Genomic DNA, 26,214 nt, shown 5'->3' with positions numbered 1-26,214 from the left:
GCTCAGTCACTCTCTTGTTTTTGTTCGGGTGGCTGGGCCGCCCCCATCAACGGCAAGTTACAACACATCAACAGGCCGTGAGGTTGCGGATGCGCTTCAAGCTCCCCACCCAAGCCCTCGATGATACTGCGGCTCATGGACAAGCCCAGGCCAAGGCCGTCGGCCTTGCTGGTGTAAAACGGGGTAAATAAGTGCTGCAACTGCGCCTCACTGACCCCCGGCCCCTGATCAAGCACGCTGATTTGCAAACGTGAGGCCCCTAAAGGTTGTGCCTGCAAGCGGATGCACGAAGGCTCTGTGGGACGACGCTCGCCATTGGCGTCGATGGCATTACGCAGCAGGTTGAGCAGCACTTGCTCCAGCAGAACCTGGTCGGCATACACCCGCGGCAAATCAGCCGGTATTTCTTGCTCAATCGTCACCTTGCGGGCGCTGGCTTCCCAGGCACACAAGCTGACAGCCCGGCGCATCACCTCACTGACATCCAGTGCCTGCACGTTACGTCGACCTTTACGCAAAAAACTGCGCAAGCGCTTAATCACTTCGCAAGCATGGTTGGCATGCAGGGTGATGCGCTCCAGCCCTTGCGCAACCCGTTCAGCGGCTTGCGGATTACTGTTCAACGCGTGCAAATAACGCTGACTGGCACTCGCATAATTGACCACGGCGGCCAACGGCTGATTGATCTCGTGGGCGATGCCGGACGCCAACTCGCCAAGTGTCACCAAGCGTGCCGTATGCGCCATTTCTTCTTGGTGCTGACGCTGCTGGGCTTCGCGCAACTCACGCTCGCGCATGTCACGGGCCACCAGTGAAAAGAAGCGCTCCCCGGCAGTTGAGCGGTGCGCCAGTAACAGCAGCGATACCGGCACGGAAGGGGCGTCATTCAAAGGCAGCAAACGCGTTTCAGTGCTCCACAGGCCCTCCTGCTCAGCGCGGCTCCAACCCATAGCATCGAGCTGCAACACATCTTGCCGACTCAAGAATGCACTCAGCGCAGGCATCCCGGCCGAGGGCGCCAGCCCCAAAATTCGGCGTGCCGCCGGGTTGAGGTAGGACACCCCGCCCTGCGGGTCGATGAACAGCACAGGGTCCGGATTGGCCTCAACCACCTCGGCCAGGCGTCGCTTGTTCTCTTCGGCCTGAACCCTGGCGGTGATATCACGGGACACGCTGACGACTTCCACCACCGCACCGGTATAGGTTTCACGAATGGCCCGGCTCGCGGTTTCAAACCACAGGTAATGCCCGCCCTGATGGCGAATGCGGTAGGTCATGGTGTAGTAACCGTCTGCGTGCAAAGCATCCCGTGCCTGATGAATCACGTCCGACAAATCGTCAGGGTGAAACAGGCGTTGCGCCCGGGTCCCGCGCAGGACTTCGGGCCAATAACCAAGCAGCGTCCACGAGGCTGGCGAGGCATCCAGAAAGCGCCCGTCGGGGGTATGACGCGAAATCAGGTCGGTGGTGTTTTCAGTGATCAACCGGTACAAGCGCCTTGCTTTGGCGGCCTCCCGTTCGGCCATCCATTCCTGACTGGCCTCCCGACCACGCGCCAGCACACAGTGGCTGGCCATGTCCGGAATCAGCGTCCACAGCCATACGTGTTCCTGGCATTGGGCTTCCACGTGTTCAATCGCCCGCTGCTGTTGCAGGCACGCGCGCACCAGCTCGGGCAGATTATTGGGCAGCCAGGCGCGCACCTGCTCCCGTGGCGCACCCGCCAGCAAGGCGTCCAGCGCCGGGTTGACGGTGAGCGGCGAGCCCTCTGCGTCGAGGATCACAGAAGGTTGCGGATCATGCAGCATGAGCGACACAGGCATAGGATTCCCTGAACACCATCTATATAGAATAACTACTATATTGCTTAGGTATTACTTCCATATCAAACCCGGAGTGGGCTATAAATCGTGCCGGACATCAAACTGACCCACTCGCCACTGGCAGAGCGGGCAGCCATAGAGCTAACAATCAGCCACCGGAATGACCCATATGTCGATTTTTGAGCAAGGCCTCGGGCCTGCCGCTGTCAATCATACTGCCCTCTCCCCGCTCGGCTTCATCGAACGCACTGCCAGCGTCTACCCCCACTACCCTGCCGTGATCCATGGTTCGATTCGTCGTACCTGGTCGCAGACGTACAGCCGTTGCCGACGTCTGGCCTGTGCATTGGCCGGGCGCGGTATTGGCAAGAACGATACCGTGGCCGTGATGCTGCCCAATATTCCGGCGATGCTGGAAGCCCACTTTGCCGTGCCCATGATCGGCGCCGTGCTCAATGCACTGAATGTACGCCTTGACGCGGAAGCCATCGCCTTCATGCTGGCCCATGGCGAAGCCAAGGTACTGATCGCCGACCGGGAATTCCATGACGTGGTGCATGCCGCCGTGGCCATGCTCGATCACCCGCCGCTGGTCATTGATGTCGATGACCCGGAATACGGCGAGGGCCAGCCGGTCAGCGCGCTGGATTACGAAGCGCTGCTGGCTGAGGGCGACCCGGATTACGCCTGGCAATGGCCCGACAACGAATGGGACGCCATCGCCCTCAATTACACTTCCGGCACCACTGGCAATCCCAAGGGCGTGGTGTATCACCATCGCGGCGCGTATTTGAGCTCGCTGGGCAACCAGATGATCTGGGCTATGGGCAACCACCCCGTGTATTTGTGGACCTTGCCGATGTTCCATTGCAACGGTTGGTGCTACCCGTGGGTCATTACGGCTTTGGCGGGCGTGCATGTGTTCCTGCGCCGGGTGGACCCGCAAAAAATCCTCACCCTGATTCGCGAGCACCAAGTTACCCACCTCAGCGGCGCCCCTATTGTGCTCAATGCATTGGTGAACATGCCGGAATCGGCCAAGGCGGCTATCGATCACCCCGTGCACGCGTTGGTGGCCGGTGCGGCGCCGCCTGCCAAAGTGATCGGCGCCGTCGAAGAAATGGGCATTAAAGTCACCCACGTGTACGGCCTGACTGAAGTCTATGGGCCGGTGACCATCTGCGCCTGGCATGACACGTGGGATGAGCAGCCCCTGGCAGAACGCGCCCAAATCAAGTCGCGCCAAGGGGTGCGTTACCCGACCCTCGAAGGGCTGATGGTGGCCGACCCGAAAACCCTCGAGCCAACACCGCGCGATGGCGAAACGATGGGCGAGATTTTCATGCGCGGCAACACCGTCATGAAGGGCTACCTGAAAAACCCCAGCGCCACAGCCGAAGCCTTTGAGGGTGGCTGGTTCCATACCGGCGACCTGGCGGTGTGCCACCCGGACGGCTATGTTGAAATCCGGGACCGCTTGAAGGACATCATTATTTCCGGGGGTGAAAACATCTCCACCATCGAAGTCGAGGGCGTGTTGTATCGCCACCCCGGCGTGATGGAAGCTGCCGTGGTGGCGCGCCCGGATGAGAAATGGGGGGAAACCCCGTGTGCATTTATCACCCTCAAGGCCGATCATGGCCATGTGCGCGAAGCGGACATTATGGGCTTTTGCCGTGAACACCTGGCGGGGTTCAAGGTGCCGCGTACCGTCATCTTCACCCTGTTGCCGAAGACGTCCACGGGTAAAGTCCAGAAGTACGTGCTGCGTGACATGGCCAAAGCCCTTTAGTCAGGCGCAGATCGCTTCCATTCCATGAGCTGCAACGAGGTTTCGTGATGCCTGAATTCAATGCTCCACTGCGCGACATGCGCTTTGTACTGCACGAAGTGTTTGACGCCCCTGCCCTATGGGCACGTTTGCCTGCGCTGGCTGACCACGTCGATGCCGACACGGCGGACGCGATTCTTGAAGAAGCCGCCAAAGTCACCGGCCAATTGATCGCGCCGCTCAATCGCAGCGGCGATGAAGAAGGCGCCCAATGGCACGCTGGCAACGTCACCACACCGAGCGGATTCAAAGCCGCCTACAGCATGTACATAGAAGGTGGCTGGGTGGGGTTGTCCGGCAACCCGGAATATGGCGGCCTGGGCATGCCAAAAATGCTCGCCGTACAATTTGAAGAAATGCTCTACGCCGCCAACTCCAGCTTTGCGCTGTACTCGGCGCTCAGCGCCGGCGCGTGCCTGGCCATTGACGCCCATGCCACTCAATCCCTGAAAAACATCTACCTGCCGCCGATGTACGAAGGCCGCTGGGCGGGCTCCATGTGCCTGACCGAGGCCCATGCCGGTACTGACTTGGGCATCATCCGTACCCGCGCCGAGCCACAACCCGACGGCAGCTTCCTCATCAGCGGCAGCAAGATCTTCATCACCGGCGGCGATCAGGACCTGACCGAAAACATCGTGCACCTGGTGCTGGCCAAGCTGCCGGACGCGCCCCCGGGCCCCAAGGGCATCTCGTTATTCCTGGTGCCCAAAATACGGGTCAATGACGATGGCAGCCTCGGGGATGCTAACGCCGTCACTTGCGGCTCGATCGAACACAAGATGGGCATCAAAGCCTCTTCCACCTGCGTGATGAACTTCGATGGCGCAACGGGCTGGTTGATCGGTGAGGCCAACAAAGGCCTGGCCGCGATGTTCACCATGATGAATTACGAGCGCCTGTCGATAGGTATTCAAGGCATCGGCTGTGCCGAAACGTCTTATCAGAATGCCCGCACTTACGCCCGTGAGCGCCTGCAAAGTCGCGCTCCCACTGGCAAAACGGCGCCTGACAAAGTGGCCGACCCGATTATCGTCCACCCGGACGTACGGCGCATGCTGCTGAGCATGAAGGCCATGACCGAGGGCGGCCGGGCTTTTGCCAGCTATGTAGGTCAGCAACTGGACCTGTCCAAGTTTTCGGATGACCCACAGGAACAGGAGCAAGCCAGCGCATTGGTGGCGTTACTCACCCCCGTCGCCAAAGCGTTTTTCACGGACACCGGGCTCGACAGCTGCGTACTCGGCCAGCAAGTGTTCGGCGGTCACGGCTATATCCGTGAATGGGGACAGGAACAGCTAGTGCGTGATGTGCGAATTGCACAAATTTATGAAGGCACCAACGGCATTCAGGCGCTGGATTTGCTCGGGCGCAAAGTGGTCGCCAACGGCGGTGCAGCCTTGCGGTTGTTCACTGGCCAGATTCGACAGTTCGCCAGCCTGCCCGGCAAGCCTTATGGCCCCGAACTGACCGACGCGGTGCTGCGCCTTGAAGACGTGACCGATTGGCTTCTGACTCGGGCCGCGAGTAACCCCAACGAAATCGGGGCGGCGTCGGTGGAGTATCTGCACCTGTTCGGTTATGTGGCCTACGCCTGGCTGTGGGCGCGCATGGCCGACGTGGCCCAAACGTCCATGGACGCCGATCCACCGTTCTACCGTGCCAAACAGGCAACCGCACGGTTTTACTTCACCCGCTTGCTGCCGCGCATCTTAAGCCTGGAGCAATCGATACGCGCGGGAAGCGAACCTCTGTTTGAGCTAGACGCTGCCAGTTTCTGACCCAAAAAAACGGCGGCCTGTTCAAGGCCGCCGTCAGTGGTTCAGAGGCTCACTTCATCCGAGGCTCACTTCATCCAAGTAAAGCACCTCTCGGTGCTCGACCAAATCGGCCGCGGCGGCGGCCATTTTCTGGTAATGATCAGTTTTTTGGTGAAAATCAATCGCGGCCTGATCCGTCCAGCCCTCCATAAACACAAACCGTTGCGGATCTGCCCGGTCGACATGCAGGTGATAGAACAGGCAGCCTGGCTCGTTGCGTGAATCCGGTACGCAGGCCAGCAGCGCATTTTTCAGGGCTTCACCCTTGCCTGGCTTGGCCAGCAGAATGGCAACCACTTTGATGGCATTGGACATGTCAGATTCCTGTCAATTCATTGGGCGTGCTGAGCGGGGTTCAACCGCTTTAGTTCATCGACGATTTTATCTTTCACTTTAAGCCGTTTATCTTTGAGCAGGATCAATGTGTCGTCGGAAGTGCCAATGGCCTCATTCTTTTCGGCCTCAAGCACATGCACATCGGCTTCCTCATACTTTTTGATCAACGCTGCAAGATGAGGGTCTTGCGCCTGCAACTTTTGCACGTGTTCTTTGGTATGTCCCAGGTCTTGATACAAATCATGTTTAACCGGCATAGCTCAGTACCTCATGTAAGTTGCAGTAGGAAAGCAGGCTCACTGTATCAGCCTGCCCGTCAGCTCTCATGTCCTCTAAGCAATAGCACGCTGTGCCTCACACAGAAAGCCGCGTGATGACATTCTGCTTAGGGGCATTGCGCTTGAACCAAGGCAAACCGGCCCAGCACACCGCCTGACGCGGGAAAGCCTCTATTGGGCTCCTGCGCACGACGCAAGTTCACACCCTGTGCCTCATGGTTTTTTACCCGCTCAATTCCAACCGGGCTGACAGTCCAGACCACCCCTAATCGTCAATTAAATGACTGATGTTTCTCTGACAGCAATTTATTGACGAAAGTTGTTCTAAATCATGAGCAATGCCCATTTTCCGGTGATAGGATGCATTCCTTTCCGCCGTGCCTGAAAGATTATTTCTAATTCCGTGCACGATTTATTTACAGGGATGTGTACGAATAATCGTCTACGCTGATTGTTAAACGGATACGCCATTTGTTTGACACCAAAGAGTGTCCGCCCGATGCGTTTTCACCGAACGTAGAGGCATGGCAGTACCTGAAAACAGTGCGCATTTTTATTTGTACGCTTACATGGGGGGCGTATCGCTTGGCTCTAATTACCTTGGCCATTCGAGGGTTGCTGGATCAACAAATCGCGCTGCGTACGGGCGGGTTGTACTGGGTGACTGTCGATCAAGCACCTGACGCAAAAATTCTGGCCCGCCAGTTTATTGAGGCGCTGCCAGTCCAGAGCCCTTCATCGTTGATTTCCAGCGCCAACACCCCGCAAAGCATCATCAGCGATCTGGCGCCCGACCGCGGCCCGACCAAGCTCAAGCTGTTTGAGATTGCGCCAAACGACATCGCTCAGGCCCTGGCCACCTTGACCCGTGAGTTGAATCGCGCAGGCATCAGCCCTGCCTGCCAGATTGTACTGGTGGCGCCCGCCAGCAGTTGGGGCAACAAGGTCGCAGCGCATCGTCTGGGCCAATGGCTCAAACGTCTGCGTGCCTAGCTGGTCGAGCGTCAGGCCACCTTATTGGTCATCGCCCATGGCGACGCCCAACCGTTGCACAGCGAACTGTTGCAGTTCAACGAAACGTTATCGGGGCTCTGTCGCCTGTATCGGCACAATGGCGAAATCCGCTATCAACTGCATTTTTGGCACAACCAGCTGGGGGTCAGCGCCGGCCAAGAATTCAAACTGTCGGTGGCTGACCAATGTTTCACCCTGATTCCACAGACAACCGTCGATACCCAGCCCCGGGTGGCGGACGATCAGCACGTCTACCTCGCAGAACGCGCGGTGCTTGAGGGCTCGCCGTCGTTATCGAAACACTGGTACTTGTTCGAGAACCGCCAGACATTGCTTGAGCAAGCCCTGTCCGCCCGTGCTGCAACCGTGATTGTGGCCATCGATAACAGCCACCAACTGCTGGAGCTGGCGCAGCAACTGCACGACTTGCGGGAAAAGTGCGGCCCGGAACTGAAAATCGTGGTTCGCGAGATGGAACCGGCCGTGCGCTATCGCGACGAGCGCCTGCTGCTGGCCTGCGGCGCCAATTTGATTGTCCCGGAAGGCACTGTGCTGTCGCGCTTTTTGAGCATGATCGAGAGTGTTCAGGGCCAACGCTGGCAATACAGCCAGAACAGTGACTTTGAAACCCTGCTCGAGCGCCAGCGGCCGCCGCAGGTCCGGGGACTGGTCAGCCCCCGGGAATTTTACGAAACCGTGGAGCAGATCTACACCGACAGTTCCGGCGAAGTCACCCATCAACTGCTCAAATTCCAGCCGGTGCCCGGTTTGGCGCCAGAGCTGTTTTTGAATCAAATGTGTCTGCGCCGCTTCGGTGACATGGCTTGCCTGCTCAATGGCGAGCTTTACCTGTTCCTGTTCGCCTGCCGCGCTGATGGTCTGGACCCGGCGCTGGGCAACATTTGCCGACTGCCCTGGCGCGACTTGTTCAATCAGCGGCACGTGCTCTCGGGGATGACCGACTTGCCCGAAGAAGCCTTCTTGAACGCCACCGTTACACCTGAAGGGCTGTCGATCCCCACTGAACATGCCGTGATGGCGCCGCAGGTTGCTCAAATCCACCCTCCGTTACTTGCGCAAAGCGTCGCGTTGCCCCTGAGTGAGCCTGCGTCATGACCTTTCTTGAGTTGCTCGAAGTCATTGTGCTGACCAGTGTCGTCACGGTAGTCCTGACACTGCTGTCACGCCGTTTTCGCCTGCGTCTGAAAATCTATTTTGAGCAGTACCTGCGTCCCCGCTACCTGAAATCTCGCGGCGTACGACGCCGTGCACCTGCCAGTTCGTCTTCGAGAACGCCCGATGAGTCTGTTTAAGTCATCCCCCGCCCCCGCCAGAATCTCCGGAAAGTGGAAAGGGCTGGGGCTTTGGAACCTGTACTTCCTGGCCAAGTTTTTGTTGGCCTGGACGGGCCACCTGAATCTTCAGGTGATGCCTAACCTGATATTTGCCCTGGTGTTGCTGATTCCACTCGCCCATCCGCTCCTGCGCCGGGTGCGTACGCTCATTGCAATCCCGGTGGCGGTGGCGCTGCTGTATCAGGACACCTGGTTTCCACCCTTCAGTCGCTTGCTGGCGCAACCCGGCGTGCTCGACTTCTCGGTGGATTACATCGTCGAGCTGCTCGGGCGTTTCATCGACTGGCAAGTCTGTGCCCTGCTGTTGCTGTTGATCATCGGCTATGCCTTCCTCAACCAATGGCTGCGCTTGACCACCTTCACCTTGCTCGGTTTGTGCTGGATGAGTGTGGGCAACGTACAAGCCTTGTTGCCCCAAACCCTGCAAACCACAGAAGCACCGGTGGCCAGCGTAACGCCCGGCGTTGTAGCGCCTGCCGTGGTCACCAGCGAGCCAGACGATGCGACGCTTAATGCCTACCTGGAGAAGTTCTACCAGACCGAAGCCCAGCGCAAAGTCGATTTCAAGACGCCCGCCGTCGAGCCACCGCCGTTTGACCTGCTGGTGCTGAACATTTGCTCGCTGGCTTGGGACGACCTGGATGAAGTGGGTATGCGTGACAACCCGCTGCTTAATCAGATGGACGTGATTTTTGACAATTTCAACTCGGCCACCGCTTACAGCGGCCCGGCGGCGATCCGTTTGCTGCGCGCCAGTTGCGGTCAGGTCTCCCATGCCCAGCTGTATAAAGCCACGCCCGATCAGTGCCTGCTCTTCGAAGACCTGCGCAAGCTGGGCTTCAGCAACGAGCTGATGCTTAACCACACCGGGGAATTTGACGGTTTCTTGCAGGAAGTCCGCGATCAGGGTCATTTACCCGCCCCTGCGCTGGGCACCTCGCCCGGTGTGCCGCGTGCTTACGTGAGCTTTGATGGCTCACCGATCTGGCGCGACCGCGATGTACTGAGCAAGTGGTGGAAACACCGTCTGGAGCAGAACACCCCCCACGCCGCGCTGTTTTACAACACCACCACCTTGCACGACGGTAACCGTATGGTCACGGCTGATGGCGGCACTCAACGCGCTGATTACAGCAGCCGGGCGCAAGTGCTGCTCGATGATCTGGACGCTTTTATCAATGAGTTGAAAAAAAGCGGACGCCGCGTAGTGGTCATGATCGTGCCCGAGCACGGTGCCGCCCTGCACGGCGACCGCATGCAGATTTCCGGCATGCGCGAAATTCCCAGCGACTCGATCACCCATGTGCCGGTGGGCATCAAGCTGATCAACATGGGCGACGATAAGCAGACGTCTCCCGTGCACGTCACCCAGCCCAGCAGTTACCTGGCAATTGCCGAGATCATTGCGCGCTTGTACGCCGACCCGGCCCTGAGCGAAGGCCAGCGCATCGACTGGTCCAAGGTGCTGGCCGATCTGCCGCAAACAGCAAAAGTGTCTGAAAACTCGGGGACGGTTGTACTGGATTACAACGGCAAGCCCTATGTGCGTATCAAGGAGAACGGCGGATGGCTGCCCTACCCACAGCGTTTCAAATAAGTGCCGATATCCTCACGCGCAACGAGCGTGCCGATGACATCGCCCGGCTCAAGTCGATGATGGACTTGCCTGATCTGCGCTATGTCGACGTCTCTGCACAAATGGAGCTTATGCAGTCGTTGGAGCGCTGGCCCTTGCTGGCCCATCTGGAAGCACAGTACAAGGCGACGCCCGGCGCTGAATCGCTCGGTCTGCAAACACGCTTGGAGAAAAAGCCATGATCGCCGCCAGCTTTCGCGGTATTCGTGGCGGCGTGGGCACCAGCGCCAGCCTGGCAGCCCTGGCGTATGCGCTGTATGCCATGGAGCAGAGAGTGCTGGTGGTGGACATGTGCCCGGAGAACACCTTGGGCCTGCACTTCAATCTGGACCTTGCACCCCACGGCGGTTGGGCGCGGGCCACGCTGGATCAGCAGCCCTGGAATGAATCAGCCTGGTGTGTCAGCGACCGGTTGTACGTGCTGCCTTACGGGCACGTCACAGAAACAGAACACGTTCAGCTGGATGCCTGGCTGTTGCAACACCCTCAATTGTGGCGCCAGCGTCAGGCCGCGTTGGGTGACGCATTTGACTGGGTGCTGTTCGACTTGCCGCAACGTTTGCCGGGCCATGCGAGCAATCCACCGTGCGACTTCGCCTTCAGCGTGATTAACGCCGATGCCGCTTGCCATGTGCTGTTGCAAACCCGTCCCAAGGACAGCAACTGGCTGCTGGTCAACCGTTTTGATCCCGGCAGTCAATTGCAACGCGACCTGACCCTGATTTGGCAAAACCGCTACACCGCTTCATTGATCCCCATCAACCTGCACAGCGATGAAGCCATGGGTGAGGCGCTGGCCTGTCGTCAGCCAGTAGGCCGCTATGCGCCCGCCAGCTTGATCACGCAAGACATCATCAGCTTCGCCAGTTGGTGCCTGGTGCGTGGCCGGAGGCTGGAATGATCGGTCAGTGGTTTCCTTACACCCGCCTGCGCCGCGATCAGAACTGCACGCGCGTGACCGCTTTTATCCTTGCGCTGTTGCAAGCACTGGGCTGGATCTTCTTGCGCCTGGAATCGCCCAACTGGCAGGCACTGCAGGCACAACACAAACGCTTGTACCCGCATCTGGCCAACAAGCGCCCGTCCATTGGCGACCCGCTGCGGTATGCGATTCAAACCGTGTGGTTGCTGTTTGTACGCCCGATTGACGAAAACCATCAGCGCCGCCAACGGGCGCGACGTCGCTTCCGAGCGCGCCTTTTCGACCTCCTCAAAGTCGTGCAGCGCCCGTGGAATGCGCTGTCCGATGCATTTGCGCGCCTGCCCTCGACCATCAGCCCGCAGTTGGATGAAGGCTCGCGCAAATGGAGCGCCATGCGCTGGAAAACGCGCAAGGTGCTGTACATCGCGATCGGGATCGGGATCGTGGCCTCGGTGCTGATTCTGATCTGCGTCACCGAACCGTTCGATTACCTGGCCCAATTGGTGTTCGTGATCCTGTTATGGGCCATCGCCATGCTGGTGCGCAGGATGCCGGGACGTTTCCCGACACTGCTGCTGATCGTGCTGTCGATCATCGTTTCCTGCCGCTACCTGTGGTGGCGCTACACCTCCACACTGAACTGGAACGACGGGTTGGACTTGACCTGCGGTCTGATCTTGCTGGCCGCCGAAACTTACTCGTGGCTGATTTTGATTCTGGGTTATGTGCAAACCTCCTGGCCACTCAACCGCAAGCCTGCGCCCCTGCCTGCAGACACGCGTGAATGGCCGGTGATCGATCTGATGATCCCGACGTACAACGAAGAACTGGCGATCACCCGGGGCACGGTTTATGCGGCCATGGGTATCGACTGGCCCAAAGACAAACTGCGCATTCACTTGCTCGACGACGGCAATCGTCCAAGCTTCAAAGCCTTTGCTGAAGAAGTGGGCATCAACTACATCGCCCGTGCCGATAATCGCCATGCCAAAGCCGGTAACCTCAACCACGCGCTGACGCTTACCGACGGCGAGCTGGTGGCGATTTTTGACTGCGACCACATGCCCGCGCGCTCCTTTATGCAATTGACGGTCGGCTGGTTTATGGCCGACCCCAAACTGGCACTGGTGCAAACCCCGCACCACTTCCTCTCGCCTGATCCGTTTGAGCGCAACCTCGGCACCTTCCGTAACCGTCCCAACGAAGGGGAGCTCTTTTACGGGCTGGTTCAGGATGGCAACGACATGTGGAACGCGGCGTTTTTCTGCGGCTCTTGCGCCATTCTGAGGCGCTCGGCACTGGAGGAAATCGGCGGTTTTGCCGTCGAAACCGTCACCGAAGACGCCCACACGGCGTTGCGTCTGCACCGCAAGGGCTGGAACTCGGCGTACTTGCGCATCCCGCAAGCCGCCGGGCTGGCCACTGAAAGCCTGTCGGCGCATATCGGCCAGCGTATTCGCTGGGCCCGAGGCATGGTGCAGATCTTCCGCACCGACAACCCTTTGCTGGGCAAGGGCCTTAGCCTGTTCCAGCGCATCTGCTATGCCAACGCCATGATGCACTTTCTGGTGGGCCTTCCTCGGCTGGTGTTCCTCACCGCGCCGCTGGCGTTTCTGTTGCTGCACGCCTACATCATTTATGCCCCGGCCGTGATGATCCTGCTGTACGTGTTGCCGCACATGATTCACGCCAGCCTGACCAACTCCAGAATGCAGGGGGCCTACCGCCAGACCTTCTGGGGCGAGGTCTACGAAACAGTGCTGGCCTGGTACATCGCACGGCCGACCACCGTCGCCCTGTTCAGTCCGTCTCGGGGCAAGTTCAACGTCACGGCCAAGGGCGGCATCATGGAGGAAAACCAGTTCGACTGGCGAACCGCACGGCCTTACCTGGTGCTGTCAGCCCTCAACATGCTGGGCCTGGGGTTTGCGGTATGGCGGATCTTTACCGGGCCCAAAGACGAAATCATCACTATTTTTGTCAGTGTGCTGTGGGTGATTTACAACCTGTTGATTATCGGGGCTGCCGTGGCTGTTGCCGCGGAAGTGCGTCAGGTCCGCCAGACCCACCGGGTGCAAACCCGACTGCCGGGCGCTATCAAACTCAGCGACGGGCACAGCTACCCCTGCGAACTGGTGGACTACTCCGATGGCGGCGCCGGGCTGCAACTCAATGAGCCGCTGCAACTGCCGGTGGGCACGCCAGTGTCGCTGATCGTGCAGCGTGGCAATCGGGAATTTCTGTTCCCCGGCACCCTGACCCGTTCCGGCGGGCTGTTCATGGGGTTGAGCCTGTCGCAACTGACGCCACAGCAGCGGGTCGAGTTCGTTCAATGCACCTTTGGCCGGGCGGATGCCTGGCTCGACCACAACAGCGAATTTGAAGCCGACAAACCCATCCAGAGCCTCAGAGAAATTCTGGCGCTCGGCGTCAAAGGCTATTACCGCCTTTACGAATACCTGCCTGCCTGGGTGCGACACATTGCACGACCGTTCATGCGAATTCTTCAGTGGCTGGGCAGCTTTTTGCCGCGCATGCCCAAAGCATCCACCCCTCTTAACTCCCGGCCAGTGAGCACATCATGAGTCGTTTCTCTAAAAAGAACCTGTTGGCCAGCCTCGCGCTGATGACATTCACTTCACAGCTGGTGGCCGCCACCCTGGCCCTGCCGGTGGCACCTGCCGCGGCCCCGGCGACCCTGGCGCAAACGCCCGAGCCTACCGCACAGGCCTTGCCAAGCTGGACGGTCACGCGCACGTTTGAGCAACTGGGGCGTTTGAGCGATACCTTGCTGCTGGGGATTAACAACGCCGAGCAGGTCGAGTTCAGCCTGCGCCGCGACCGGATTGCCACGGATGCCCGCCTGCAATTGCAATACACGCCTTCGCCGTCGCTGATTCCGACCATTTCCCATCTGCGCATTTATCTGAACGATGTGCTGGCGGCTGTCGTTCCGATTGAAAAAGACCAGTTGGGCCGTCAAACCACTCAACAGGTGGCACTCGACCCGCGCCTGATCGCCGACTTCAACCGGCTGCGCCTTGAGTTCGTGGGCCACTACACCGACATCTGTGAAGACCCGGCCAACAGCACCCTGTGGATCAACATCAGCCGGGCCAGCAGCATCACCTTGCAGGAACAGGCGCTGAGCCTGAAAAACGACCTCGCCTTCTTCCCGTTACCGTTTTTCGACCCACGCAACTCCAACAAGCTGGTGCTGCCCTTTGTGTTCGCGGCGAACCCGACGTTGGGCGAACAAAAGGCGGCGGCCATCCTGGCGTCTTATTTCGGCAGCCAGTCCAACTGGCGCGGTGCCGAATTCCCGGTCCTCTTTGACACGCTGCCCAGCGTGCAAAGCAAGGAAGCCACTCAGCCTTCCATCGTGTTCGCCACCAATGAGCACCGCCCCGCGTTCATGAGCGATCTGGAGAAATTCCCGGCCGTGCAAGCGCCGGTGGTGCAGTTGATCGATCACCCCGAGGCGCCTTACAGCAAAATCCTGCTGGTCATGGGCCGTAATGAAGAAGACCTCGCCACCGCGGCCAAGGCGTTGGCATTGGGCGGGCACCTGCTGCGCGGGCAACGGGCTACCATCGACAAGGTCGAAACCCTGCAGCCGCGCAAACCGTACGATGCCCCGGCCTGGATGCGCACGGACCGCCCGGTTCGCTTCGCCGAGTTGATTACCTACCCGCAACAACTGCAAGTCAGTGGCCTGCAACCGCGCCCAATCACGCTGGACGTCAACCTGCCACCGGACCTGTTCGTATGGCGCAACCAGGGCATCCCGCTGCGCACCCAATACCGTTACACCGCGCCGTCGGCCAACGATGATTCGCGCCTGAACATCAGCCTCAACGACCAGTTCATCACCAGCCTGCCGTTGCAGGCCAAAGGCACCAGCAGCCTGGAAGAATTACGCCTGGCTGTGCTGGCCAACGACTCGGCCAACGCCACGGACAAACTCATCGTTCCGTCGCTGAAAATCGGTGACCGTAACCGCCTGCGCTTTGACTTCAACTTCGCCAGCACCGTCGGCAGCGCCCAACGCGACCGTTGCCAGACCATCTTGCCGGCCAACACCCAGGCAATCATTGACGAAGACTCCACCATTGACCTGTCGGGCTACCACCACTACATCAACATGCCGGACCTCAAAGCGTTTGCCCGCAGTGGTTTCCCGTTCAGCCGCATGGCGGACATGTCCGAATCCATTGTCGTCGTACCCCAGCACACCACCCCGACACTGGTCAGCACGTTGCTGGAGGCGGTGGCGGGCATTTCTGCACGCTCCGGCTACCCGGCCTTTGGCTTGCGCCTGAGCGACGACTGGAACAGCGCGTCCAAAGAAGACGCCGACTTGCTGCTGCTGGGGCAACTGGCGCCAGACCTGCGCGACAACCCGGACTTGAATGTGGTGTTGCAACGCCAGCGCGACATGCTGGTACAGCCTTATAACAACAGCGGTATCAAAGAGAGCAACCGTCGCGGACCGGCGGATATCGACAGCAACCAGCCTGCCAATCGGGTTGAAGTCAGCGCCCAGGCGCCGATTGCCGCGATCATGGGCATGCAGTCGCCGCACCACAACCAACGCAGTGTCGTCGCGCTGCTGGGCAACGACGACGCCGATTACAGCCTGATACGTGAAACCCTGGGCGATTCGGGCAAGCTCAACGCCGTGGCCGGTTCCGTGTCATTGATCCGTAACAGCGGCGTGTACAGCCAGTTGGTGGGTGATACCTACTACGTGGGCAGCCTGCCTTGGTGGCTGCTGCTGTGGTACCAGTTGTCGGAGCACCCGGTGTTGCTGGCAGCCCTGGCCGTCATCAGCATTTTGCTGACAGCGTTCCTGTTGTGGCGTGCCCTGCGTTGGGCTGCGGACCGTCGTCTGCACAAGGATGAATAAGGCATGAAAACACTGGCGGCACTCGTCCTGAGCGTGTCCATCGGATTGCCCGCTTCAGCGGTCGCGGTCACCTGTGACTGGCCCGCCTGGGACAGTTACAAAGCGGCGATGATGAGTCCTGACGGGCGCATCATCGATCGCTCGACCGAACAACTGATCAGCACCTCCGAAGGCCAGAGTTACGGTTTGTTTTTTGCCCTGTTGGCCAATGACAAAGCCAGCTTTGAACGCATCCTTGACTGGACCCGCAACAATTTGGCAGGTGGCAATCTGGAAGCCAACCTGCCTGCCTGGTTGTGGGGGCGTTCCAAGGACGGCAAGTGGCAAGTGCTGGACGCCAATAACGCCACTGACTCGGACTTGTGGATCGCCTACACACTGCTCGAAGCCGGTCGCCTGTGGGATGAGCCGAGGTACAGCACGCTGGGGCAAAACATGCTCTGGCGCAGTGCAGCGCAAAGTGTGCGCAAACTGCCCAAGCTGGGGTTGATGATGTTGCCCGGTGACGTGGGCTTCGATAAGGCTGATGGCTGGCGCCTCAACCCCAGCTACACGCCGCCACAATTGATGGCGCGCTTTGCCCAGTTGTCGCCGGTGTGGGCTGAAGTGGCGAACAATCAGCAGCGTATGTTGCTGGAAGGATCACCGAAGGGGTTTGCCCCGGACTGGCTGATGTGGAAATCCGGCAGTGGTTGGGCGCCCGATACGCAGAACGGCAGCGCCGGTGACTACGACGCGATCCGGGTCTATCTGTGGGTGGGCATGCTGGCGGAGGATGCCGCCAACCGCCACACCTTGCAGCAGCATTTCGCGCCCATGGTCTCCCTCACCCAAACCCTGGGCTATCCTCCCGAAACAGTGGACGCCGTGACCGGCGCCTACAAAGGGAAAGGGCCAACAGGGTTCTCCGCTGCGTTGCTGCCCCTGCTGGCCAGCGCAGGCTCACCTGCCTACGCGGTACAAAAACAGCGTGTGCAGCAAGAGCCGCTGGCCACCGATGCGTACTACAACCAGTCGCTGGCCTTGTTTGGTCAGGGCTGGGATGAACAGCGTTACCGCTTCGACAAGAATGGACAGTTATTACCGGCCTGGATTGACACATGCGAACAATAAAAACATGGGCCTTTGTGCTCAGTGGCCTGTCCACCGCCGTGATGGCGCAACCCTCCAGTGTTCAGGACCAGCAGCAATGGCTGCTGGAACAAGTGCGCATCGGCGAAGCCATGTACCGCGAAGACCTGGTGCGTGACTCCCTGGCGCGGCTGGAACTGATTGCCCCGGATAACCCGCAGGCATTGGTGGCGTCGATTCGTCAGGCGCTGCTGGAGAAAAAACCGGACCTGGCCCGTGAGCGTCTGGCTCACCTGCAACAGGTCGCACCCGACTCAGCAGCCCTGCGCCAGGCGCAAAGCCTGATGAAGCTGCAAGACCCGCAGAACCAGAAAGCACTGCAAGAAGCGCGTCTGCTGGCCGCCGCCGGACGCCCTGAAGAGTCCAGTGCGGTTTTTGAACGCCTGTTCGGCGATGCGCCACCGGATTTCGCCACAGCGCTCGAATACCTGCGCATCCGCAGCAATATCCCCGGCCAGCGTCCCAAAGTGATTGAGCAACTGCGCACCCTCGACAGCCAATACCCCGGTAACGCGGGGTTGCGACAGACACTGGCCGATTTGCTGTTCAGAGAAAAGCGCCCGGCCGAAGCACTGGCGGTGCTCGATCAACTCTCCAGCGACCCGCAAGCCAGCAACGCGGCAGCCGATCGTGAATACGAATACTTGAAGAGCTTGCCGGTAGAGAACAAGACCGTGCAGGCCTGGCAGGCGTTTGTGAAGCGCTATCCAGCGTCACAGGCTGTGGTTGAAGCCAATCAGATCCTGCTCAATCAGCAACGCCTGCTGGCAGATCCGGCATGGGTCGCCGGTGCGCAAGGCAAGCAGATGATCGAGCAGCAGCGCTCGCCTGCGGTGGCAGAAGGACTGTTGCGCCGGGCGATCAAACGCTACCCCGACGATCCGAGCCTGTATGGCGCGCTGGGCCTGGCGTTGCTGCGCCAGAGCCGCTATGAAGAAGCCAATGCCACCTTCATCCTGGCGCGCAGCAAGGAGCAAGACACCTCTTACATGAGTCAGTGGCAAGACCTGATGGATGCCAGCCACTACCTGATGCTGCTCAGTCAGGGCGACAAGGCACTGGATCGCAAGGACTACGCTGCCGCACGCCGCGCGTTCGAACAGGCGCGCAAGGCCAAACCCCGCGATGCCGACGCGTTGATCGGGTTGGCGGCGGCCGCACGTGGCGAGCTCAATGACATCCAGGCCGAAGCCCTGTTGTTGCAGGCGCGCAAGCTGGAGCCCGGCAATGGCAGCGCCATTCGGGCCCTGGTGAGGTTGTACAGCGCGCAATCTGCGGATAAGGCCAAGGCATTCCTCAACAGCTTGCCCGCCTCCAACCAGCAAGAGTTTGCCGGGCTGCGTCGCGGTTTTGAACTGGACGAACTGAATCAGCAGGCCGATGCCGCTAGCGCCCGCAAAGACTGGCCACAGGTGGTGGCGTTGTTAAGCAAAATTCGCACGCTGACCCCGGACGAGCCCTGGCTCACCTACCGGCTGGCCAATGCGCAACGGGAGATCAACCAGCCCGGCGCCGCAGACGACAGTTTCAAACAATTGATGCGCCGTCAGGGGCAAAATCCCGAAGCGTTGTATGCCTATGCGCTCTACCTGTCGAGTACCGACCGCGATGCCAGCGCGCTGAGTGTGCTGGAACAGCTGCCCGGCACCCGCTGGACGGATGCGATGCGCGAATTGGGCGCCCGTCTGCAACGCAACCTGCTGGTGGCCCGTGCAGAACGCCTGCGTGAAGCCGGTCAGGAACCTGAAGCCATTGCACTGCTGATGCAAAAGCCCAGCACCGACGACGTGCTGACCGTGGCCCGTTGGGCGAGCGAGCGCGGCGACACCCTCCAGGCCGGCGCACTCTACAACCAGGTGCTGCAACAAGAGCCGGGCAACACGAGCGCCCGGTTGGGGCAGATTGAAACGCTGATCAGTGCCGGCCAATTGCCTGCGGCGCGCCAGCAATTGACCCAATTCACACCGGCCGCAGGCACCGAACTGAGTGCCTCTGAACAACGGCGGCTGGCCAATGCCTGGTCAGAAGTCGGGGAACCGGAAAAAGCCAGCGCCCTGTTCACCGAACTGCTCAAAAGCCCGCAGGCAGAGCCCGTGGTATACCGCGACGCGGCGCGCCTGATCGCGGCCAAGGCGCCGCAACAGGCCCTGGACTATTACGCCAAGGGCATGGCAGGTGCCGGGTTGATCACCCCTGAGCAAGCGAACCCGCGCGATAACCGCGCCATGACCTTGGCCAGCCGGGCCAAGGACAATGACGAATGGCTGCCAGGCAGCCTGCGCAGTGACGTCGATGAGCTGTACCAGCGCCAGAACCCGACGGTGCACCTGTATACCGACTACGGCTGGCGCTCGGACAACGCCTCGAAAGGCACATCCGATACCGACACCCAAACCACTATCCTGCAACTCGACCTGCCGGTGGTGGACGGCACAGGCTGGCTGCGGGCCGAGCAACTGGACATGGATGCGGGCAAGTTCAAGACCGACGATGACGGCTTGGTGCGCGAAAACTACGGCACGTGCTCCGTCGGTGTGGTTGCAAAAGGAACGTCAGAACCGGTGTTCTCGGGCTGTGACAATCACTCGCAATCGGCACGCGGCACGACCCTGGCTACCGGATGGAAGAATGAAACCTGGGAAATCGACGTCGGCCGCACCCCGGACACGTTCAAAGTGCCCAACTGGCTGGGTGGCGTGTCGTACAGCAACAAAATCGGATCGGTGGGCTGGACGCTGACCGGTTCGCGTCGGCCCCTGAGCAACTCGATTCTGTCCTACAGCGGCGCGACGGATCGCAACACTGGCGTGACCTGGGGTGGCGTGACATCCAACGGCGTGACACTTGGGCTTAGCCACGACGAAGGCGGCGTGGACGGGGTTTGGGCCAGCCTCGGGCAACACTGGCTGCGCGGTAAAAACGTGGCCGACAACCATAAAAACACCGCCATGGCCGGTTACTACTACCGTTTGCGTGACAGTGCCGATGAGCGCATGCGCACCGGCCTGACCCTCATGTACTGGAGCTACGATCAGGATTTGAGCGAATACACCTTGGGCCAGGGCGGGTATTACAGCCCGCAGCAGTACTACTCGATCGGTGTGCCGCTCAACTACGCCTTTCGCACCGCCAACTGGTCGGTGTCACTGGAAAGCTCGGTCAGTTGGTCCCACTCCAAGTCTGATGGCAACGACCTCTACCCGCTCAACGGCTTGAACTCAAAACTGTTGGGGGCGCTGGACCAGGCGGGTTATGAACTGGCCGAGCCGTTGGGCAAGACGGCGTCCAGTGCCAGCAATGGAATAGGCTACAAAGTGCAGGGGCTGGTGGAACGCAGGCTGAGCGACAACCTGGTGTTGGGTGCAGGTGTGCTCTACCAGCACAGCGACGATTACGCGCCCAGCCGCGCGTTGATGTACCTGCGCTATACCTTCGATCCGTGGCAAGGCAACCTGCCATTACCGGTGGAGCCGCTGATTCCGTACGCAGACTTCAGATAAAAAAACGCGCCGCCTGCCCCGCGATGCCCTGTTACAAGGGCATCACCGGGGCAGGCGGCGTGTCGTTTTACAGCGGTTAATTAACGTCCCATGGCCCGTGCTGCGTCAGCGGTGTACTGATCGGCGGTGAATTTGCCTTCGTTCAGAATCGCCCCTTTCTTGGACTCGTTCGTCATCCCGTAACCGGTGTACTGGCCCGAGTTCAAGTCCATGAAGAATTGCGAACCTGCCTGCCAGGCGCTCATGTCCGGGTGGTAGAAGTAGTTGATCATGGCGTGCTTCCACAACTGCCCGCGGGAATCGTAGTTATCGGCCATCACCGAATGCCAGGTGTCCTCGTCAATGAACAGCACGCGCTTGCCATAGACGTGACGGTAGCCTTCCTTCAAGTCGGCTTCGAGCACCCACACACGGCGCAACTCATAGCGCATGTAGTCCGGGTTCGGGTGATTGACAGTCAACAGGTCAGCATATTTCGCCGTGCCCGCATTTGCCTTGTAGGCATTGGCCGGGATGTACATTTCACGCTTGCCGATCAACTTCCAGGTAAAACGCTCCGGCGAGCCGTTGTACAACCGGTCTTCGTCCACGGTCATGGTGCCGTTGGTGCCAATCATCGGCTGGTCATAACCATAACCCGGCAACTGGCGCACACGGCGGGTCGAAGGGCTGTAGGTCCAGGCCTGACGCGGGTCGGTCTTGAAGTTGTAGGGTTCGTGGGCAATGTTGATGACCCCGTTATCCCGTGCGGGCTTGAGGGTGGTGTTGTTGGTGTAGGACTGGAGCTTGTCCTCGGTGCGCGGCTCCACGGTCGGTGAGTTGGCAGGCGACAGCCCTTTGCCGTAGGCACGGCCCCAACCAATACTGCCATTGGGCAATACCGACGCCAGGTCGCTGGTTTTATCTTCCGTCCAGGCGCGTGCCGGCAATTGGTGGTTCCACAACAGCTCCATGCCGTTCTTCGGGATCGGGAACGGAATTTGCCCCAGCCCTTCGATGCCCATGCCGTCATCCACCAGCTTGGCATTCAACGCATTGCTCATGGCCCGGCGGCACACGTAGTCCGGGTAACGGTAATCGCGGTGGCCGGGGTAGATGTTCATCTTGTAGGTATCCGGGTAGCGCTTGAGCAGCGCTTTCTGGCCCTCGGACAGTTGATCGGCGTATTGCGCCATGTTCTGCGCGGTAATGACCAAAATCGGCTTTTCGTCAGCGTAAGGGTCGACCGGGTGGTCGCCGGAGAATTTGACGTGTTTCCAGCCCGGCACCTCCCCCAGGTACTTACCGGTGTAAGGCGGAATGGTGCCCGCCGCGTTACCGGCCTTTTCGGCGCCGACACAGGTCAGCTCCTTGCCCAATTTGGCCGCCTCTTCGGGGGACACCTGGGCCATTGCGGCACTGATCGCCAGTCCATTGACGGTCAGGGTGGCTGCGAGCATGACGCCTGTTCTTGTTATTTTCATGTATTGCCTCCTACGCGAATAAAGCTTGCTGGGGGTGTGGTGCCATTCTTCGCCATCTGCAGCCGTATACATCGTCCACAAAGACTAATCAGGCGCTGAGTAGCAGCGTCTTGAGCACGCCCTTGAGGGTTTTGCCCGAGGCGTTGCGTTCGAACGGGGTGTGCTGCACGTGAATCCGTGCCGGAACTTTGTAACTGGCCAGCCGCGCCGCCATGAAGGCCTTGAGTGCGTCACTGTCCGGGGCCCGGCCCGCCTCGCCGCTGACCACCAGCAATACCACTTCGCCCAATGCCTCATCGGGCATGGCCAAAGCCGCCGCTTCGATTACGCCAGGCATTTCACAGGCGCAGGACTCCACTTCCGCGGCGGAGATTTTTTCGCCGCCGCGATTGATCAAGTCTTTGGCGCGATCGGTGATATAGAGGAAACCTTCGTCATCGAGCATTCCGATGTCTCCGGTGTCCAGCCAGCCATTTTGCAAGGTCTGCGCGCTGGCATCAGGCAGGTTCCAGTAGCCGCTCATCAAGGTTGGCGAGCGCAGCCAGATCACACCGCTGACACCCGCAGGCACCGGATGATCGGGGCTGTCGCCGATGCGCACATCCACGATGGGCAGTGGCCAGCCGGCAGCAGCCGGTTTATAAACGAACTGATCGCCGCCAATCGCAGCGCCGATGCCATTGCTTTCCGTCAAGCCATAACCACTGCCGCCGACGGCTTCAGGTTTACGCTGGGTCAAATGTGCCAGCAGGCTGCTGGAGGGAGCGGCACCGCCCAGCCCGAGGCCGAACAGGCTCCGGGTGTCAGCGGTGCCGAAACGCGGTGACGTCAACAGCTGCTGCATCATCACCGGCGCGCCGTTGAACTGGGTGCATTGCTCGTCGCGAATCAGGTCTAGGGCCGTTTCAACGTCCCACTTGTACATCAGCAGCAGGCGTCGACCGCTGCGCAAGGCCAGCAGAAACTGCGCGTGCAAACCGCTGACATGAAACAACGGCACCGCCATCAGCGTCGTCGGCGCATAGCCACTGTTGATCACCACACTGATGCGCTCGGGCGAACTCACCGCGCAAAATGCGCCCTGAAACTCCAGCGCCACCAGCGCCTGACATACCGCACGGTGCGTCGACAGTACGCCCTTGGCCAGACTGGTGGTGCCCGACGTGTACAGAATCAGCGCCGGGTCATCGGCACTGACAGTCGCTGCCGGAACACGTACGGGCGGCTCCGCGAGCAGGTCGTCAAGGCGCTGGCAATGTTCTTCCAGTGGCGTGCCGTCAGGCGTGCCCACCACCACGGTCGCCAGCCCCTGCTCACGCAGGTCGCGGGCTAACAGCTGCAAGCGTGGTGCATCGCACACCAGCACCTGAACATTGCTGTCTTGCAAACCATGAAACAACTCATCGCGCAGGCCCCAGCTATTGAGCGGCACACACACGGCACCGCAGCGCTGGACGGCGGCAAACGCCACCAGCCACGCCGGTTGATTGCGCATCGCAATGGCGACACGATCCCCCTGGCGCACGCCAAAGCGCCGCACCAGTTGCCCGGCGAAACGGTCCACCTGATCGAAAAATTGGCTGAACGTCAGCCGCTGCTGTTCCCACACCAAAAATTCGCGGTCCCCGTGCACCCGACCGCTGTCGATGGCTGCCCACACGTTGGCGGCGGTGTGGCGGAAGTACTTCAGGCCGCTGCCCGCTGTGGTCTGAACTTCATAGGGCGAGCCCGGGCCAATCAGTTGCTGCCAGGCGCCCTGCCATTGCTCAAGCTTCATCTTGTTATTCTCCAGACGTTAAGCGCCTATACCGACTCAGGCGGGCGCGAACGCCAGCGAGGCGTAGCGCTCGCAGTGGAAATCGGCATCCCCCAGACACGCTTGGGCAACGCGGATGCGTTTAAGAAACAACCCGACATCCAGCTCGTCGGTCACGCCGATACCGCCGTGCATTTGCACGGCTTCATTGGCCACGCGCACGGCCATTGAACCGGCCTTCCACTTGGCCAGGCTGGCCACCCGCTGACGCTCGCCCTCAGCCAACGCCGGGTCGTCCAGCGCGGCAAGCCCGGCCATCACGGCACTGCGTGCCAGTGACAGTTCGACATATAACTGCGCCGCCCGATGTTGCAGCGACTGAAACGAACCGATCGCGACATCAAACTGGACCCGGGTCTTGAGGTAATCGAGGGTCATTTCAAACAGTTTTTCGGCCATGCCCAACAGTTCAGCCGCCAGGCACACCCGGCCCCGGTCCAGCGCCGTGTTCAGCGCAGGCCACGCTGTGCCCGGATCGCCCAGCAACGCATCGGCGCCAAGTCGCACCTGTTCCAGGCGCACTTGCGCATGGTTGCGCGAGTCAATCAGGGGCAACGCGCTGACCGTAAGGCCCGGTGCATTGGCAGGCACCAGAAACAGGCTGATGCCCTGCTCCGGAATCGATGTGTGTGCGGTACGCGCCGCCACCAGATACGCATCGGCACCGACCCCGTCGACCACAAAGTACTTGTGGCCATCAAGGACGTAACCGTCGCCATCCGCTTGCGCGGTCAAATTCACGCACTGCGGGCTGTGACGTGGACGCTCCTCCAGGGCCAGGGCCAGACGGCGCTCGCCGTTGATCACCGAAGACAACCACACGTCTTGCTGCTGCGCATTGCCTAGCACGTGCATCAGCGAGCCGCTGAGTACCACGCTGGACAGCAACGGCGTGGCGCTGAGGTTTTGGCCGATGGATTCAAAAATCGGCCCCAACCCCATGCAGCCAAAGTCCAGCCCGCCGAGGTTTTCCGGGAACGGAATCGCACTCCAGCCCAGCGCCACGGCGTCCTGCCACACCTGCGTGTCAAAACCGGGTGCACGGTGCTCATCGCGCAGTGCACGTTGCCGTGTGACCGGGCTGCGGGCTGCCAGAAACTCGCGGGCGCTGTCGGCCAGTAGCCGTTGTTCTTCGCTATAAAGCAGAGTCATGGTGGGTTCCTTACTTCACGTCAGGCAGGCCGAGGACCCGCTTGGCGATGACATTGAGCTGGATTTCCGAAGCGCCGCCCGAGATCGTCAGGGCGAAGCTGTTCAACCAGCCGCGGGTGATGGCCTGTTCCTGCGGGGTGAAAGCGTCCTTGTCCCAACCCAGCGCGTGATACCCCATGACCTCCAGCAGCACTTCAAACTTGTTGCGCTCCTGTTCGGTGTGCACCAGTTTCATGATCGACATCAGCCCGCTGACGTCTTGCCCGGCCCGGGCCTCTTCGCCCATGCGCTGGACAGTCAGGTTGTAAGCCTGCTCATCCATGGCGCACGCGACAGCCCGCGCCACCAGCGCGTGTTCAGACTGTCCCTGCGGGTTCGGCAGGTAGTCCTGCACCAGCGACAGCAAATGAAAATGCGTCGGCAAACTGAACTCGCCGAACTTGGACATGGCCTTGCGTTCGTGCTGTAACAGGCGTTTGGCCAGATTCCAGCCACCATTGAGCGGGCCGATCAGTTGGCTTTTGGGCACCTTCACGCCATCGAAAAACACTTGGCAGAAGGCGGATTTGCCGCTGATCAAATCAATTGGCGCGACGCTGACACCGGGGCTTTTCATGTCCAGCACAATCAGGCTGATGCCCGTGTGTTTGCTCGCTGCGGGATCGGTACGCACCAACGCGTACATCCAGTCAGATTTGTCGCCGTACGAGGTCCAGATTTTGCTGCCATCCACCACAAAATGGTCGCCCGCGTCCTTGGCCGATGTCTTGAGACTGGCCAGGTCGGAGCCCGCATTCGGTTCCGAAAACCCCTGACACCAGCGCACTTCACCGCGGGTCATGGGGGTCAACAACGTTTTTTTCTGTTCTTCGGTGCCAAATTCCAGCAACACCGGGCCGAGCATCCAGATGCCGAGGTTGATCTGTGGCGGACGGCATTTCAGGCGCCGCAGTTCGCTTTCCAGCACCGCGTTGTATTCAGGGCTCAAGCCCCCGCCACCGTATTCGACGGGCCAATCGGGGCAAAACCAGCCTTTATCGCGCATGCGTTCAAACCAGACGCGGGCGTCTTCACTCGCAAACGCCACGTCACGGCCACCCCACACCAGTTCCCCTTCAGGAATCGCCTTGCGTTGCGAGGGCGGGCAATTGGCTTCAAGCCAACTGCGGGTTTGTTCTCTGAACTGATCAATCGCACTCATGTGACTCACCTGTTGATCATGGGAAAC

17 protein-coding genes and 1 pseudogene are annotated in these 26,214 nt (G+C 60.1%); 11 read left to right on the top strand and 7 right to left on the bottom strand.

The window, feature by feature from the left end; genetic code table 11:
* Nucleotides 1-2: 2 nt before the first annotated feature.
* Nucleotides 3-1,823: a PAS domain S-box protein gene (locus tag HBN68_RS04400; RefSeq protein WP_169962849.1), complete on the bottom strand. Its 1,821-nt coding sequence runs from the start codon at nucleotides 1,821-1,823 to the stop codon at nucleotides 3-5.
* A gap of 169 nt (nucleotides 1,824-1,992) precedes the next feature.
* Here HBN68_RS04400 and HBN68_RS04395 point away from each other — a divergent pair, with 169 nt between their 5' ends.
* Nucleotides 1,993-3,615 carry an acyl-CoA synthetase gene (locus HBN68_RS04395; protein WP_094993573.1) on the top strand — a complete coding sequence of 541 codons (1,623 nt, stop codon included), beginning with the start codon at nucleotides 1,993-1,995 and terminating at the stop codon, nucleotides 3,613-3,615.
* Between the two features lie 47 nt (nucleotides 3,616-3,662).
* Nucleotides 3,663-5,435: an acyl-CoA dehydrogenase C-terminal domain-containing protein gene (locus HBN68_RS04390; RefSeq protein ID WP_169962848.1), complete on the top strand. Its 1,773-nt coding sequence runs from the start codon at nucleotides 3,663-3,665 to the stop codon at nucleotides 5,433-5,435.
* Nucleotides 5,436-5,489: 54 nt separating this feature from the next.
* Here the strand turns inward: HBN68_RS04390 and HBN68_RS04385 are convergent, their stop codons facing one another.
* A complete protein-coding gene (locus HBN68_RS04385; RefSeq protein WP_169962847.1) occupies nucleotides 5,490-5,789 on the bottom strand; it encodes a putative quinol monooxygenase in 300 nt (99 codons plus the stop codon).
* 17 nt (nucleotides 5,790-5,806) lie between these two features.
* Nucleotides 5,807-6,067, bottom strand: a complete 261-nt coding sequence (locus HBN68_RS04380) for a DUF465 domain-containing protein (RefSeq protein ID WP_094993576.1) — start codon at nucleotides 6,065-6,067, stop codon at nucleotides 5,807-5,809.
* A gap of 564 nt (nucleotides 6,068-6,631) precedes the next feature.
* Between HBN68_RS04380 and bcsE the strand changes: the two are divergent.
* The 9 genes and pseudogenes from bcsE to bcsC all read left to right on the top strand — a co-directional run bounded on the left by bcsE (nucleotide 6,632) and on the right by bcsC (nucleotide 20,555).
* A pseudogene (bcsE, locus tag HBN68_RS04375) lies at nucleotides 6,632-8,218 on the top strand (cellulose biosynthesis protein BcsE).
* Nucleotides 8,215-8,415: a cellulose biosynthesis protein BcsF gene (gene bcsF / locus HBN68_RS04370; RefSeq protein WP_094994385.1), complete on the top strand. Its 201-nt coding sequence runs from the start codon at nucleotides 8,215-8,217 to the stop codon at nucleotides 8,413-8,415. The pseudogene bcsE and the gene bcsF overlap by 4 nt, the downstream one beginning before the upstream one ends.
* On the top strand, nucleotides 8,402-10,054 hold the full coding sequence (gene bcsG, locus HBN68_RS04365) for a cellulose biosynthesis protein BcsG (protein ID WP_094994386.1): 1,653 nt from the start codon (nucleotides 8,402-8,404) through the stop codon (nucleotides 10,052-10,054). Before bcsF ends, bcsG begins: the two co-directional genes overlap by 14 nt.
* Complete coding sequence (gene bcsR / locus HBN68_RS04360) at nucleotides 10,024-10,275, top strand: cellulose biosynthesis protein BcsR (protein WP_094994387.1); 252 nt, start codon at nucleotides 10,024-10,026, stop codon at nucleotides 10,273-10,275. The genes bcsG and bcsR overlap by 31 nt, the downstream gene beginning before the upstream one ends.
* A complete protein-coding gene (gene bcsQ / locus HBN68_RS04355; RefSeq protein ID WP_169962846.1) occupies nucleotides 10,272-10,994 on the top strand; it encodes a cellulose biosynthesis protein BcsQ in 723 nt (240 codons plus the stop codon). Before bcsR ends, bcsQ begins: the two co-directional genes overlap by 4 nt.
* Nucleotides 10,991-13,600 carry a UDP-forming cellulose synthase catalytic subunit gene (bcsA, locus tag HBN68_RS04350; protein WP_169962845.1) on the top strand — a complete coding sequence of 870 codons (2,610 nt, stop codon included), beginning with the start codon at nucleotides 10,991-10,993 and terminating at the stop codon, nucleotides 13,598-13,600. Before bcsQ ends, bcsA begins: the two co-directional genes overlap by 4 nt.
* Nucleotides 13,597-15,924: a cellulose biosynthesis cyclic di-GMP-binding regulatory protein BcsB gene (gene bcsB / locus HBN68_RS04345; protein WP_169962844.1), complete on the top strand. Its 2,328-nt coding sequence runs from the start codon at nucleotides 13,597-13,599 to the stop codon at nucleotides 15,922-15,924. Before bcsA ends, bcsB begins: the two co-directional genes overlap by 4 nt.
* 3 nt (nucleotides 15,925-15,927) lie before the next feature.
* Nucleotides 15,928-17,037 carry a cellulose synthase complex periplasmic endoglucanase BcsZ gene (gene bcsZ / locus HBN68_RS04340; protein WP_169962843.1) on the top strand — a complete coding sequence of 370 codons (1,110 nt, stop codon included), beginning with the start codon at nucleotides 15,928-15,930 and terminating at the stop codon, nucleotides 17,035-17,037.
* Nucleotides 17,025-20,555 (top strand): cellulose synthase complex outer membrane protein BcsC, encoded by a 3,531-nt coding sequence (gene bcsC / locus HBN68_RS04335; RefSeq protein ID WP_169962842.1) that lies wholly within the window; start codon nucleotides 17,025-17,027, stop codon nucleotides 20,553-20,555. Before bcsZ ends, bcsC begins: the two co-directional genes overlap by 13 nt.
* An 80-nt stretch (nucleotides 20,556-20,635) precedes the next feature.
* Here bcsC and HBN68_RS04330 read toward each other — a convergent pair whose 3' ends face one another.
* From HBN68_RS04330 to HBN68_RS04315, 4 genes are all read right to left on the bottom strand, one after another.
* Nucleotides 20,636-21,994 carry a DUF1329 domain-containing protein gene (locus HBN68_RS04330; protein ID WP_094994392.1) on the bottom strand — a complete coding sequence of 453 codons (1,359 nt, stop codon included), beginning with the start codon at nucleotides 21,992-21,994 and terminating at the stop codon, nucleotides 20,636-20,638.
* Nucleotides 21,995-22,106: 112 nt separating this feature from the next.
* Nucleotides 22,107-23,795, bottom strand: coding sequence for a class I adenylate-forming enzyme family protein (locus HBN68_RS04325; protein ID WP_169962841.1), 1,689 nt, complete (start codon nucleotides 23,793-23,795; stop codon nucleotides 22,107-22,109).
* 36 nt (nucleotides 23,796-23,831) lie between these two features.
* Nucleotides 23,832-24,986 carry an acyl-CoA dehydrogenase gene (locus HBN68_RS04320; protein WP_094994394.1) on the bottom strand — a complete coding sequence of 385 codons (1,155 nt, stop codon included), beginning with the start codon at nucleotides 24,984-24,986 and terminating at the stop codon, nucleotides 23,832-23,834.
* Nucleotides 24,987-24,996: 10 nt separating this feature from the next.
* A complete protein-coding gene (locus HBN68_RS04315) occupies nucleotides 24,997-26,187 on the bottom strand; it encodes an acyl-CoA dehydrogenase family protein (RefSeq protein WP_169962840.1) in 1,191 nt (396 codons plus the stop codon).
* Nucleotides 26,188-26,214 lie beyond the last annotated feature (27 nt).

Origin of the sequence: Pseudomonas sp. WS 5078, assembly GCF_012985745.1 — a bacterium.
In the GTDB taxonomy this organism is placed as follows: Bacteria; Pseudomonadota; Gammaproteobacteria; order Pseudomonadales; family Pseudomonadaceae; genus Aquipseudomonas; species Aquipseudomonas lundensis_A.
This window is presented reverse-complemented; position numbering and strand designations above follow the sequence as displayed.